General features: G+C 33.7%; 12 protein-coding genes. 10 read left to right on the top strand and 2 right to left on the bottom strand.

The genetic code is table 11. From position 1 onward, the window contains the following. Nucleotides 1-86: 86 nt before the first annotated feature. From H6589_09955 to H6589_09930, 6 genes are all read left to right on the top strand, one after another. On the top strand, nt 87-683 hold the full coding sequence (locus H6589_09955; GenBank protein MCB9174921.1) for a hypothetical protein: 597 nt from the start codon (nt 87-89) through the stop codon (nt 681-683). A 69-nt stretch (nt 684-752) separates the two neighbouring features. Beyond that, the gene (locus H6589_09950) at nt 753-1,616 is read left to right on the top strand and encodes a DUF3822 family protein (protein MCB9174920.1); all 864 of its coding nucleotides are present in this window, start codon (nt 753-755) and stop codon (nt 1,614-1,616) included. Next, nucleotides 1,607-2,146 carry a 16S rRNA (guanine(966)-N(2))-methyltransferase RsmD gene (gene rsmD, locus H6589_09945; protein ID MCB9174919.1) on the top strand — a complete coding sequence of 180 codons (540 nt, stop codon included), beginning with the start codon at nt 1,607-1,609 and terminating at the stop codon, nt 2,144-2,146. Before H6589_09950 ends, rsmD begins: the two co-directional genes overlap by 10 nt. 18 nt (nt 2,147-2,164) lie before the next feature. Next, on the top strand, nt 2,165-3,496 hold the full coding sequence (locus H6589_09940) for an MATE family efflux transporter (protein MCB9174918.1): 1,332 nt from the start codon (nt 2,165-2,167) through the stop codon (nt 3,494-3,496). 30 nt (nt 3,497-3,526) lie between these two features. Next, the gene (locus H6589_09935) at nt 3,527-4,417 is read left to right on the top strand and encodes a hypothetical protein (GenBank protein ID MCB9174917.1); all 891 of its coding nucleotides are present in this window, start codon (nt 3,527-3,529) and stop codon (nt 4,415-4,417) included. A gap of 720 nt (nt 4,418-5,137) precedes the next feature. Continuing rightward, nucleotides 5,138-5,569, top strand: a complete 432-nt coding sequence (locus H6589_09930) for a hypothetical protein (GenBank protein ID MCB9174916.1) — start codon at nt 5,138-5,140, stop codon at nt 5,567-5,569. Nucleotides 5,570-5,656: 87 nt separating this feature from the next. Here H6589_09930 and H6589_09925 read toward each other — a convergent pair whose 3' ends face one another. Further along, a complete protein-coding gene (locus tag H6589_09925; protein MCB9174915.1) occupies nt 5,657-8,272 on the bottom strand; it encodes a T9SS type A sorting domain-containing protein in 2,616 nt (871 codons plus the stop codon). A gap of 107 nt (nt 8,273-8,379) precedes the next feature. Between H6589_09925 and H6589_09920 the strand changes: the two genes are divergently transcribed. From H6589_09920 to H6589_09910, 3 genes are all read left to right on the top strand, one after another. Next, nucleotides 8,380-9,900: a 2,3-bisphosphoglycerate-independent phosphoglycerate mutase gene (locus H6589_09920; GenBank protein MCB9174914.1), complete on the top strand. Its 1,521-nt coding sequence runs from the start codon at nt 8,380-8,382 to the stop codon at nt 9,898-9,900. Between the two features lie 28 nt (nt 9,901-9,928). Continuing rightward, the gene (locus H6589_09915; protein MCB9174913.1) at nt 9,929-11,314 is read left to right on the top strand and encodes a dipeptidase; all 1,386 of its coding nucleotides are present in this window, start codon (nt 9,929-9,931) and stop codon (nt 11,312-11,314) included. 73 nt (nt 11,315-11,387) lie between these two features. Beyond that, the gene (locus H6589_09910) at nt 11,388-11,813 is read left to right on the top strand and encodes an LEA type 2 family protein (protein MCB9174912.1); all 426 of its coding nucleotides are present in this window, start codon (nt 11,388-11,390) and stop codon (nt 11,811-11,813) included. On the opposite strand, the gene H6589_09905 is transcribed toward H6589_09910, so the two are convergent. Then, nucleotides 11,814-12,638 (bottom strand): zinc-dependent peptidase, encoded by an 825-nt coding sequence (locus H6589_09905; GenBank protein ID MCB9174911.1) that lies wholly within the window; start codon nt 12,636-12,638, stop codon nt 11,814-11,816. A gap of 154 nt (nt 12,639-12,792) precedes the next feature. Here H6589_09905 and H6589_09900 point away from each other — a divergent pair, with 154 nt between their 5' ends. Continuing rightward, nucleotides 12,793-14,820: a thioredoxin domain-containing protein gene (locus tag H6589_09900; protein MCB9174910.1), complete on the top strand. Its 2,028-nt coding sequence runs from the start codon at nt 12,793-12,795 to the stop codon at nt 14,818-14,820. Nucleotides 14,821-14,885: the final 65 nt, after the last annotated feature.

Below are 14,885 nucleotides of genomic sequence, written 5' to 3'. Positions count from 1 at the left end.
ATATTAATTTTAAGTTTAGATTACCAAGAGCATAAAAAAAATTGTAGATTTGTGAGTAATTAAAAAAACACCAATAAAATAAACTTATGAAATTAGTTATTCAACTTGTTCTTATTGTTGCCTCAGCATTTATGGGCTATTTAATTTATGATAGCATTAATAGTAAAATTGAGTTAGAAAAAGAAGTTAAACACAGAAAAGCTGTTGTTATTGAACGTTTGGAGCAAATAAAAGAAGCTCAAATAAGTTATAAAAAAGTGCGTGGTGAGTACGCTAAATCTTTTGATCAATTAAGAGATTTTTTAGAAAACGATTCGTTAATTGTAGTTAAAGCTATTGGAGTTGTGCCAGATAGTTTATTAGGACAAGAAGCTAAAGCACTTGCAATGGGTATTATTGTTAGAGATACTAGTAAAATTGCTGTAAGAAATGAAATGTTCAAAGAAAATTTCCAACAAGTAGTTGATTCTCTTTCGATCATTCCATTTTCTGGTGGCTCAAATTTTTCAATTAACTCTGGTGAGGTTGAAAAAGGTAAAGTAAAAGTGAAAGTATTTGAAGTTACTGCTCCTTACAAAGAAATTTTTAAAGGTTTAAAAACAGACAACGAAGGTATCGACATGAACCAAGCATTAATTTTAGGTTCTATGACTGAACCTTCGATAAATGGTAACTGGGATTAAGATATTCTAATAAATAGATAAAAAAGGATATGAAATTCATATCCTTTTTTTTTAACTTTATTTCACCAAATGGCAAGTTTTCAGAAACATACTTCATTTTTTGATAAATCATTTTCCGATTTAAAAACGTCCGATTACCAATTGTTTTTACAAGTAAGTAAAAATGGATTAAGTTATACCATTTTTAACCCTGAAACCAATACTTTTATTGGCATAGAGAGCTATATGTTTAACGACATTTATAACGATTACTCGTTGTTGTCGCCACTGCTAGCTTTATTAAACCAAACGACTTTACTTCAAAAAAAATTTAAAAAAATAGTCGTTTCATACGTAAACAATAGAGTTACGTTAATACCAAAACCCATCTTTCAAGCCAACAATTTAAAAGTTTACCACCAATTTAATTTTGCTCAGCAAGACGAAGACATTTTTAAAAGTGATTTTTTAATCAATCTTTCGGCTTACAATGTTTATAGTATTCCTGATTATATTGTAAATGCATTTAACAATTTATCTAACGTTGTATTTCATCACTTTTCAACGGCTTTAATCGAATCTTCATTACTACTTGCAAAAAAATCGAAAACACCTGTTATTGTTGAAGTACATGTGTTGCCCAATTCATTTCAAATTACGGTTGTAAAAAACCAACAACTTGAATTGTATAATACATTTAACTATCAAACTAGTGAAGATTTTATTTATTATTTGCTGTTTGTGTTAAATCAATTAAACATTAAAAACGATGAAACTACCATTCGTTTAACTGGCGAAGTGGATAAAAATTCTGCTATTTACGATATGCTTTTCAAATACATCAAAACCATTGAGTTTTGCGAGCTGCCAAACGACTTAAACTACAGCTATGTTTTTGAGCAAACTCAAAAACATTACCATTATGCACTTTTCAACTTGTACCTGTGCGAATAATTTCAGGCTCACATAAAGGTAAAACAATTGTAGCTCCAAAGAATTTACCCGTTCGACCCACTACCGATTTTGCAAAAGAAGCTCTTTTTAATATTCTCGAAAATAATTTTGAGCTAGACGAATTGCATGTGCTGGATTTGTTTAGCGGAACAGGTAATATTAGTTACGAATTTGCTTCGAGAGGAGCAAAAACCATAACCTCAATCGATCAAAACTTCAATTGCTACAACTTTATTAAACGAACATCAAAAGAGTTGAACTTGTCTGCTATTCAAGTTTTTAAAGCTGATGTATTTAAATTTTTAGCGAAAAATGCTCAACAATACGATTTTATATTTGCCGACCCTCCTTACGATTTAAAAAACATTAACGAAATAGCCCAATTGGTTTTCGACAATACGATTTTAAAAGAAAATGGTTGGCTCATTGTTGAACATGATAAACGAACAGATTTAAAAAATCATCCCAATTACGTTCAAACCAGAAAATATGGCAACGTTAACTTTAGCATCTTTAAAAATATCCCTTAATGTTGAGTTAAACCCTTTATGTCAAACATCATTACATACAAATCCATCTGGAAAATTGCTTTTCCAATCATTATTAGTGGTATTGCCCAAAATGTAGTTAATGTTACCGATACTGCATTTTTAGGCCAAGTTAGTAATGCTGCTTTAGGAGCTGCAGGTAATGCTGGTATTTTTTATTTTGTAATGATAATTACGGGGATGGGGTTTACCACAGGTGCACAAATTATTATTGCCCGTAGAAATGGTGAGAAAAATTATTCGCAAATTGGTCGTGTGCTCGACCATACCTTTTATTTTATTATACCTTTTGCATTTCTTTTATTTTTTCTTGTTCAAATTTTTTCAGCCAATTTTTTCGACCTCATTACCCAATCTGAAAACATTAAAACACTCGCCAACGAATATATTAATACTCGAATGTGGGGTGTGTTGTTTGCCTTTTTAAATTTTGCGTTTATTGCATTTTATGTAGGCATTACCAAAACCCGAATTTTAAGTTATGTTACCATTTTAATGATGTTAATAAATGTAGTGTTAGATTACATTTTAATATTTGGTCATTTTGGTTTTGAACCTATGGGAGTTAAAGGAGCGGCTTTAGCATCAGTAATATCCGAACTTTTTGCTTTTGTGTTTATTGTTGTTTACACCTTAAAGAACATTGATTTGACACAATACAATTTATTCAAGTTTCAGGCTTTCAATTTCGATATTTTTAAACGACTATTTAATGTAAGTAGCCCCATTATGCTACAAAACTTTATGTCGTTAAGCTCGTGGTTTATCTTTTTTATGATTATTGAAAAAATGGGCGAAACCGAACTAGCCATTTCACACATTGTTAGAAGCATTTACATGGTTTTAATGATTCCGTTATTTGGTTTTAGCAATGCTACCAACTCGCTTGTAAGTAACTTAATTGGTGAAGGCAGAAGCAATGAAGTGTTTACCTTAATTAAAAAAATAATATTCATGAGCTTAGGTTTTACGTTTGTGTTATCAGCCATAAGCTATTTTATACCAGAATTTTTAGTGAGTTTTTACACCAATAATCCCGAACTCATTTCGCAGACTACCAGCACCTTGCATGTTATTAATTTTACCATGTTTTTCTTTTGCATTTCCTTTATCTTATTTAATGGTGTAACAGGCACAGGAAACACCAAAACTTCCATGCTAATTGAAGGAACCAATATTGCCATTTACATCAGTTCGGCATATTACATCGCTATTACTTTGCAATCGAGTTTACCTGTGGTTTGGGCTTCCGAATTTATCTATTTTGGGTTTTTAGGCTTGTTCTCTTTTCTCTATTTAAAATTTGGGAATTGGACTAAAAAAGAAATATAATCGTTGATAGATAGTTATTATATTTACACTATGATGAAACACAACTTTATAAAAACACTTACTTTTTTTGTTGGTATGTTAAGCATTGTTTTACTAAATGCACAAACTTATGGACCTGGAAATAAATCGGGGGGACTATACCGAACAAATGATGACATACTCGACAAAGGTTGGTTTTTTGGTGTTGGGGCAACTTACATGATGCCATACAGCAGAGTTACAGAAACCATTGAAAGCACCGATAGCATTACAGGAGCGAGATATTCTGATTTTTATGCCGCACAACCAAAAAATACTTTTGCAAAAAGTTTTACCACTCAATTTGGTCCTTTTTTAGAAGTAGGTAAATTTAGAATGACTGGCAAACGATTTATTAACTACATGGATTATGGGTTATCGTACAAATGGTTCCGTGGTGGCGAAAACTTTACACATACCAGTAAAATAAACGATGTAGTTTTGGGTACAAGTGCTACTCGTGGTACATTTAGCGACCACGGTTTATCGGGTAATTTTAATCTCGGATATCGTTACGATAGAAACGACAAAACATTTTTTGTAAACGGAATTGGACTTAATCTCGATTATTTAATTATCACTTCTCGTGATGGTGGAGGAGTAATACCAACACAAGAACAAAAATTTACCAACTCGTTAATTGGTGAAATGCACTACTTTTTTGGATTTGGGATAAAAACCAACAAACGATTGATTATTATGCCAATGATAGAAACTCCTATTTTGGCACTATACCCGTTTAACCACATTGTTTCAACCCACGATTATTTTAATACCAGACATCGACCAGTATTTATAAAAATACGTTTCATGTTCTTAAAGAAAGGCTCTACATCTTGCCCTGCAGTGTATAACCCCATGGGTATCGATCCAAAAACATTTCAACCAGATCAAACGAAATAATTGGAATAACATGATTAAATTTGAGATATACACATAGTGCGAATAAAGTGCATATGCACTTTATTCGGATGTTAGGTGCAATTTCTTATTCTCTTCTTTAGTTTTTTAACTTTGTCACTTCCTTAAAAAAAGAAAAGCCCTTTATCTGATACTTTCGGAGCGAGAGATGATGATTCTTCTCTGCTTTCTTTACGCAAAAATAGTTTAGTTACTTATGGCTTACAGTTTTCGATAGCGTTTGCTTTTGGTGGTTTCTAAAAGTTTGTAGCAAACAGTTTGCACTATTTTTCCTATTGGTAAGCTAACCAACTTTTTTTACGCTCTGTTGCTCCTGTGGTATTGCTGCTATGCTCGTAGTTTCTCTCTCTTTCGGGCTGACCTTTAAGCTGCTTTTCTGCTACACTCCTACCCGTTACTTATTTACTTTTTCCCCTTCGGATTTTGAGGCGTTGGCTTTAAAATAAAAGCACCTAACATTCAATATATTGCATTTTTTTGTTGCTAACTGTTCTGCTTTTTGCGGCTTAGGTGGTTTGCTCCATTCATTTTGTAGGTGCGTACTTGTTGGTGGCAAATTTCAACTTTGCTTGTAGGGATTTTTAAGTTTTATTTTTACTTATTTCCTTCTCTGCTAAATGGGGTTTTTACAAAATTTCATTACTTTGGTAGTCTTAAACAACTAAAAACGCAACATATTGTGGCGTTGTCCCCATTAAAAAAATGACGATTGAAGAATTAAATAGCGAACTTAATAAATTAGGCGTTTCTGACGATAGATATTATCTGCACGGACTTTTCGGTTCGACTGACGACAACGACAAAATCGCATTGACTGTAAAAAAGGGAAATTACATGATTGAATATGAAGTCTATTACAGAGAACGTGGTGAAAAACATTCTACACGGACATTCACGACAGAAACAGAAGCTTGTGAATACGTATTGCACAAAATTCAGGAAGAACTAACGATTGAAAAAGTCAGAGACATTATTGGACTTGATGGTATGACTGTTAATGAGAGACTTTGGGAGACGGGATTAATGGACGAATTTGACAAGACTAAAAAAAAGAACAAAACGCGAGCCGCGCAGATTTTAAGAATTATACGAGTGGACGAACCTTCAATCAAGAAAATATTGAAATTGAAATAAAAAAAACGGCATACAACAATAACTAAAAATCATAGTCAGCCTTCGGGATGGCAACGCTTTTTAGCCTAAACGTTATAAATTCTAAAACTACTCCTTAATAAACTTCAGCTGTTGTTTACCCAAATCACTGGTAATTTCTAATAAATAAACCCCTTTTGCCAAATGGCTTATTGGTACAGTTAATTTATTGGTATTGCTTAATTGTTGAGAAAGCACCATTTTACCCGAAACATCTTTAATATTAAGCACTCCGTTTTGCAACAACTCGTCCAACTCAATGGTTAACGCCTTAATTGCAGGATTAGGGTAAACTTTAATACCTCCAATATTGGTTTCACTAATTGAAGTTAAAAAATCAACATTTACAAATTCGGTATTGACTACCGAAACATTGTAAGCACTATCAATAACTATCGAATTAATTCTACCTGCTGGTGTTCCTTCGTACCGAATATCGTCGGTTGGGTTTTGCCCTACTGTAATTAACGCCGAAGCTGTTCTGTTTTTATACACCATAACATCGTTAAATGCTGTGGCGCAATTTCCTGTACGCAACGAAATATAATTACCTGCTGTTAACGGGCTAACATCTGCCCATGAACTAATAAACACATCGTTAACATAAACATCGGTTTGCCCATTCGTTTTATCGTAAACAACCTTTACATCATAATTTTGGGAGGTGTTAAATGTAAATGGAACTTCTTTCTTTAAAGAAAAGGTATCGTTAACTACTTTATAAAACTGAAGTTTTGAATCGTTTTGTCTGAACCAAACAAAATACGAATTACCACGATTGGTTAAACTAGCATCATCGCACATGTAATGAAACCCTGTTCGTTTATTTGCTGCTATACTTGTAATATTAAACTTGTAGTTATATAAATATTTAGTGGCATTATTCTGATTGCATGAAGCGTAAGAGTTGGTATTCCCATTACTCTCGTCCAATTGCGCATAACCAAAAGCATTTGTACTCCAACTACCAGAAACCTCAGTCCAAGTTAAAGCGGTTGAACTACCCTGAAAATTAAAAAATCCATTTTGCTCGTTTGATAACCAACTAACCCCATCAAAATCTGTTACTTGATAAAAACGATGTTTTACTCCACTGCCACCAACATTATCGGCGTCGGTAAAGTTGCTCGTAAAATCATCGTATTCAGGATTTGAAGTTGCAGCTATTGCTGTGGTAGGTTTTATGGTGTCTTGTATGCAATAATAATTGGCATTAAAACCTGGTTTTGTTGTAGCTCCATCCGATGTAAACCTAAAAGTAATTGCCCCTGTTGATGAATTAAAAACAGGAGGAAAAGTAGTTCCTGTAAAAGGACTTCCTGCTAATTGTGGCGAGGCAGTTGTTGGTCCATCATAAATGTATAAATAATCGAAATTGGTTTCCACATCAAACGATGTAAACGTTAAATTAATGCTCGAAGCTCCTGTTGGAGCAATGGTCCACGTATAGTTTTCGTTATCGTTATAATTCTTGGTTGGACCTCCAAAATCATGTATAATTCCTGAACAAGGCGAAACATAACAATTGGTCATGTAATCATTTAAACCATCCCAAAACTGATTGTACCCGTCATCGTAACCCAACGCCCAAATGCCCATACCACCAATACCAGTATTGTTGATGTGGTCTAAACGTTTGTAAAAATTATCTTCAAGTGTAATAAAACATTGTCGTGTACCGCCATTGTTAAAGACAAAAACATCAGAATAACTATCTACTTCTTGTTGATGATTTCCTGCTGAATAATAACCGTTTAGATTATCTTTTACATCGTTGTAAAACCGAGCCACCCCATTTGCTGTTGCACCCGATGGAACTGTTGTACTTGATGTTGGCCACTCTCTACCATAATAAGGCAATCCCATAATAAGCTTATTTGATGGACAACCTTTATTTAAATAGTAGGTAATTGATTTTGATAAATTGTAATTGTAGGTTGTTGAGTAATGATAAAGTGGATCGTTTGGACCAGCAGTAGTACTTCCTGTCCAATAATAATCGTAACCCATTACAATAAATTTATCTACTGCATTCGACATGATAGCAAAATCAAACACATTGTTCCAATCAACCGCATACAACACCGTACTCACATCCGAGCCAGGAATAGCAGCATGAAACTGATTGGCTAAATCAACCATAAAATTGGCAAAATTGGTTTTTTGTGAAGCTGGTAAACCTTCAAAATCAATATTTACACCATGTGCACCTCTCGACTGTACGAGATTAATTAAATTGGTAATTAAGGTTTGTTTGGCTGTTGGGCTTGCAAAAAATGTAGCATGACTAGAAAACAATGTTACACACAAAGTAACTTTGGTATTTCCTGAAGCCAATGCTGCAGTTACAGCTGCACTTGTTGCCCAACCATGTGTTGAGTTTGCATTTCCTGTTGCTGCATCTACCTCATAACTAAAAAATGACATGTGGCTTAACAAATTCCAATCGTAATTTAAATAGGCATTTCCAACCCAATAAGGATGCCACCCGTAAACCACTTTATTTAAATTACACGTTGCCTTATTGGTGGCAGGTTTTATAGCAGCTTTAGTATTTTGCTCATAGTAATTGGCATCAGCATTACCCAAACTGTTGTAATACTCCAACTGTTCTTGATGAACCGATTTTTGGGAATAAACAAAAGTTGTTATTGTAAGTAGAAAAAACGTGTATAGTAGCCTCATCTTATTGTATAATAATATTTTAAGCTAAGGTAATAAATTATTATGATTTAATATTCTTCACTACTTATTGTAATGTTTAACTTTGTAAAACTTTAATTTTTTGCAATATGAACAACAAAAAAGTAGCTTTATTAATTCTTGATGGCTGGGGTTGTGGTAACAAAACTAAATCGGACGCCATTTATAATGCAAATACTCCTTTTTACGACAGTTGTTTAGAAAAATACCCTCACTCCTATTTAAAAACGTTTGGTGGTTTTGTTGGTTTGCCTGATGGTCAAATGGGTAATTCAGAGGTTGGTCATTTAAACATTGGTGCAGGACGAGTGGTTTACCAAGATTTTGCAAAAATTAACAAAGCTGTTACCGAAAATACCATTGCAAAAAATGAAGAATTGTTAGCGGCGTTTAATTATGCCAAAACAAACAAAGTGAATGTTCATTTTTTAGGCTTGGTCTCCGACGGCGGAATCCATTCACACCAAAACCATTTGTATAAATTGTGTGAATTAGCCAATCAACATCAAGTGCCTAATGCTTTTATTCATGCGTTTACCGATGGTAGAGATTGCGACCCAAAAAGTGGTTTAGGTTTTATCGAAATTTTGGAAAAAAACATACAAAACACCAATTGTAAATTGGCTACAGTTGTCGGCAGGTATTATGCCATGGACAGAGACAACCGTTGGGAGCGTGTTAAATTAGCCTACGATTTAATGGTTCATGGAGAAGGTGAAAAATCAGCCAATTTAATTGAAAATGTAAAAACATCTTACCAAAACAATGTTACCGACGAATTCATCAAACCATTGATAAAAGTTGACGCTAACAACAATCCAATTGGAATTATACAACCAAACGATGTGGTGATTTGTTTTAATTTTAGAACGGACCGTTGCCGAGAAATTACAACCGTGCTTACCCAACAAGACATGCACGAATACAACATGAACACCTTGCCGTTGTATTACGTAACCATGACAAATTACGACAAAACCTTTAAAAATATACACATACTTTACGACAAAGATAATTTAACCAATACATTGGGTGAGGTGTTAGAAAAAAACAATAAAACTCAAATTAGAATTGCCGAAACCGAGAAATATCCACACGTTACTTTTTTCTTTTCGGGTGGACGAGAAAAACCCTTTATTGGCGAAAAACGAATTTTAGTGAATTCACCAAAGGTGGCAACTTACGATTTACAACCAGAAATGAGTGCTGAAGAAGTAACCACTTCCATTTTAACTGAAATTGAAAAAGCCGAAACCGATTTTATCTGTTTAAACTTTGCCAATCCTGATATGGTTGGGCACACAGGCGTTTACGAAGCCATTATAAAAGCAGTAGAAAAGGTTGATAATTCGGCAGAACGCATTGTTAAATTAGGTTTAGAAAAAGGCTATTCGTTTATTATTATTGCCGACCACGGTAATGCCGATTTTGCGATAAATGATGATGGTAGCCCAAACACTGCCCATTCAACGAATTTAGTTCCTTGCATTTTAATTGATAACGATTACAAAAAAATAAAAGATGGTAAACTGGCTGATGTTGCTCCTACCATTTTAAAATTATTAAATATTCAACCATCAGCAGAAATGGATGGAGAATGTTTAATTTAGTTTCTTTAAAAAACATACAAAATAAGATATGAATACCATTCAAAACTACATTCAACAAAACAAAGAACGTTTTATTAACGAATTGATTGATTTGTTAAAAATACCATCGGTAAGTGCCGATAAAGCTTATAAAAATGATGTAGTAAAAACTGCTGAAGAAGTAAAAAAACGATTAATTGAAGCTGGTGCTGATAACGTAGATATTTGCGAAACTGCTGGCTACCCAATTGTATATGCCGATAAAATTATTGACGCAAAACTACCAACTGTTTTGGTTTACGGACATTACGATGTTCAACCTGCCGACCCTATCGAACTATGGACTAGTCCTCCATTTGAGCCCGTAATCAAAAAAACAGACTTACACCCTGACGGAGCTATTTTTGCTCGTGGTGCTTGCGACGATAAAGGACAAATGTATATGCACGTTAAGGCATTTGAGTTGATGATGAAAACCAACACTTTGCCATGCAACGTTAAGTTTATGATTGAGGGTGAAGAAGAAGTTGGTTCTGAAAATCTTGGCACATTTGTAAAACAAAACAAAGCCAAATTAAAGGCTGATGTTATCGTTATTTCCGATACTGGTATTATTGCCAACGATGTACCTTCTATAACTACTGGTTTAAGAGGTTTAAGTTATTTAGAAGTTGAAGTTACTGGTCCAAACCGTGATTTACACTCAGGATTATATGGTGGAGCAGTTGCAAACCCTATCAATACCTTAACTAAAATGATTGCTTCGTTAACCGACGAAGACAATCACATTACCATTCCTGGTTTTTATGATAAAGTGGAAGAATTAAGTGCTGCCGAACGTGCTGAAATGGCAAAAGCACCTATTTCTGACGAAACATATTTAAAATCGTTAGAAATTGCAGCTGTTCAAGGGGAAAAAGGTTACAGCAGTTTAGAACGTGTTTCCATTCGTCCAACATTAGATGTAAACGGAATTTGGGGTGGCTACATTGGCGAAGGTGCTAAAACAGTTTTACCATCAAAAGCTTATGCTAAAATATCCATGCGTTTGGTTCCTCACCAAATTTCTGATGAAATAACGGAATTGTTTACCAAACATTTTGAAAACATTGCTCCAAAATCGGTTAAAGTAAAAGTAACACCTCACCACGGCGGGACTCCTTATGTAACGCCAATTGATTTTAACGGCTATGTTGCTGCTAAAAAAGCAATGGAAGAAACTTTTGGGAAATCACCAATTCCAGTTCGTAGCGGTGGTAGTATTCCTATTGTTGCTTTATTCGAGCAAGAATTAGGTTTAAAATCGGTATTAATGGGCTTTGGTTTAGATTCGGATGCAATCCATTCTCCAAATGAGCATTATGGCATATTCAATTACTTAAAAGGTATTGAAACCATTCCATTGTTTTTCAAATATTTTGCAGAGCTTAAATAATTTACTTGTGTCAAAAAAGGTTTATCCATCTGTCATACTGAGCTTGTCGAAGTATCTTTCAATTTTTGTATTGATGCTATCACTTTTTTCATGCTTTAAATACGAAGATGTTCAAATATTAGAAGTAACGAATATTCGAGTGTTAGATTTAACCACCAAAAAAATTGAAGTTGGTATTGATATGCACATTGTAAACCCAAACAACTATAAAATAAGCATTACCGATTCTGATTTAGAATTGATGATTAAAAACAAAAAAATTGGTACAGCAAAAATTAAAGAGAAAATTGAGCTGCCAAAAAAGTCAGATCAAGTTCATCACGTTTCAATAATTACCGATACAAAAGACATTGTTAGTGGTGCAATTCCTGTCTTGTTGGGACTAATGTTTGATGATAGTATTGAACTACAAGTGAAAGGAGAAATTAGAGCAAAAGCTAAATCCATCAGTAAAAATTTCCCAGTCGATTTTAAGGAACGAGTGAAGTTGAATAAATAATTATTTTTCAACTCTGTAATCTTTAGTCTTGTTTAATGGGTCAATATTTAATAAGATACACATGTGATAATAAACATGCGGTAAATTATATACAAATTGTTCTGGAACTTCAAAAAAATGCTCTACACAAACTGCAAAAAATTCATGCATATTTACAGATGCATACTCCCTTAAAAAATTATCGTCACTTCTTTTCATTTGGTCAAATTCTCTTGCTCCTACTGCTTCCCACTCTTCAATATATTTGTAAAAATTCATGTCAAATTCTTCAGCATGACTAATTGTTAATTTTAAAGCGTGAGCAAACTCATGCAATGCCAAGTTATATTTATCACTAGGATAAATAAAACCATGTTCAACATGTTGCCAACTCAACTGCATATTGCCTTCTGGTGGAGTTCCTCCTCTTAATCTTTTGTTAATAATTCTATTGTAAAAGACTGTTGGATAAATGACAAAACCTTTAATGTTATCCATCAAATAATGCTCTAAACCAAATGTTAACTGAATTGCAGCACCTGAAATAACATTTTTCATTTCCTCAGTCACAACACATCCATCCTCACCAATAAATCGTTTTTGATATTTAAAATGATTCAATCGATGTATAAACTTTGCCTTACCATTTAGAGATAAATTCTTAAAAAAATGTAATTGCTTACTTAACAATAAATCTAAACTATCGTACTCACTTCTACTAATAGAATTCTGCCATTTTATTTTATTGTAATAAAATGCTGGTATAGCATTTTTACCATAAATCAAATATGCCACATAAAGAAACCCTAGAGGAGAGAAAAATAGAAATAAAATAAACCATACCATTTACCAAAAATAGCATTTTACCCCCAACATTGTTTTCATTAATTTAGTCAATCATCTAACCAAATACATTTTGATAAAATACGGCTGTTATTTTTTTGTACTTATTACCTTTACACATTGCAAAAACACCGACACAAAACCTAACTCTAACTTAATGAAAGATACCACTACACATAAACACACCAACGAATTAATTCACGAAACCAGCCCTTATTTGTTGCAACATGTACACAACCCAGTAAACTGGTATGCTTGGAACGACGAAACCTTAGAAAAAGCCAAAAAAGAAAACAAATTATTGTTGATTAGTATTGGTTATTCTGCTTGTCATTGGTGTCATGTAATGGAGCACGAATCGTTCGAAAACGAAGAAGTTGCAGCAATTATGAACCAACATTTTGTTTGTATAAAAGTAGATAGAGAGGAACGCCCCGATATTGACCAAATTTACATGAATGCTGTTCAGTTAATGACTGGACAAGGTGGTTGGCCACTGAATTGTTTTGCACTACCAAACGGAGAACCATTTTATGGTGGTACCTATTACCAAACTAGTCAGTGGAAACATATTTTAGAAGCCATTGCTGAAGAATTCACCAACAATCCGCAAAAAGTGATTGACTACGCTGCTGAATTAACCAAAGGTGTAAAAACCAGCGAAATTCTACCAAAAATCACACACAACAATCCTTTTAATATGGATGTACTGGATGTTGCTGTAAACCGTTTTAAAACCAATTTTGATTTTACCGAAGGAGGAACGAACCGAGCACCAAAATTCCCGTTACCAAACAATTACGAGTTTTTGTTAGATTATTACTACCACACCAAAAGCAACGATATTTTAGCTTTTGTGGATTTAACATTAACCAAAATGGCTTATGGTGGAATTTACGACCAAATTGGTGGTGGTTTTGCACGTTATTCAACCGATAGTTATTGGAAAGCTCCTCATTTTGAAAAAATGTTGTACGACAATGCACAACTGGTATCGCTGTATGCAAAAGCTTACCAACTACACAAAAATCCATTATACAAACACGTGGTTTACCAAAGTTTAGCTTTTGTTGAGCGAGAAATGACTGCAAAAAATGGAGCTTTTTATTCAGCTTTAGACGCTGATAGTGAAGGTGAAGAAGGTAAATTTTATGTTTGGAGCAAAGAAGAATTAGAAACTTTATTAAAAGATGATTTTTCTTTAGTAGAAACTTATTACAATGTAAATTACGATGGAAAATGGGAAGGACATTATATTCTATTGAGGAAAGAAAATGATGAGGCTATTGCCAAAAAGTTTAAGATTTCTGTTGAAGAATTAAACAAGAAAATAGGAACTATCAATACCTTATTATTAGAAACTCGAAGCAAAAGAATTCGTCCAGGTTTAGACGACAAAACACTAACTTCATGGAATGCCTTAATGCTGAAAGGTTATGTAGATGCCTACAACACTTTTGGTGAAGAAGAATTCTTAAATACAGCCATAAAAAATGCCACATTTATTACCAATACTCAAATTAGAAAAGATGGTGGTTTAAATCATAACTACAAAAATGGAGTTAGTAATTTGAATGGTTATTTAGAAGATTACTCCTTTACCATAGAAGCATTTGTAGCTTTGTACGAAGCAACTTTTGATGAAAAATGGTTAATGCTTGCTAAACAATTAATGGATTATAGCATCATTCATTTTTACGATAAGGAAACAGGATTTTTCTTCTTTACTTCTGATGAAGCAAAAGGATTAATTGCACGTAAAATGGAACTTTCCGACAATGTTATTCCAGCCTCAAACTCTAGTATTGCAAAAGGTTTGTTTATGTTGGGCTTGTATTTCAAAAACGAAGATTATACCAAAAAATCGACTCAAATGCTTAAAAACATTGAAGCAGAAATTCCAAAATATGTTTCAGGATATTCCAATTGGGCGAGTTTATTGTTAAATCAGGTTAAACCATTTTACGAAATTGCAATAAGTGGCGACAATTCTTTGAAAAAAAGAAACAAATTTTACCGTCAATACATCCCAAATAAAATAATTGTTGGCAGTATTAAAAAAAGTAATTTACCTTTACTGCAAGAAAAGCAAACCAACGGAAAAACCATGATATACGTATGTTACAATAAAGCATGTCAAAAACCGGTTGAAACTGTTGAGGAAGCGTTGAAACAAATGAAGTAAAAGCCTCCCCCAACCCCTCCAAAGGAGGGGAGATTTCCTCCCTTGAGGGAGGATTGAGGAGGGTG

It is taken from the genome of Flavobacteriales bacterium (assembly GCA_020635795.1).
Taxonomy (GTDB): domain Bacteria; phylum Bacteroidota; class Bacteroidia; order Flavobacteriales_E; family Vicingaceae; genus Vicingus.
Note: the sequence above shows the minus strand (reverse complement) of the source record. Positions and strands in the feature narration are given on the sequence as shown.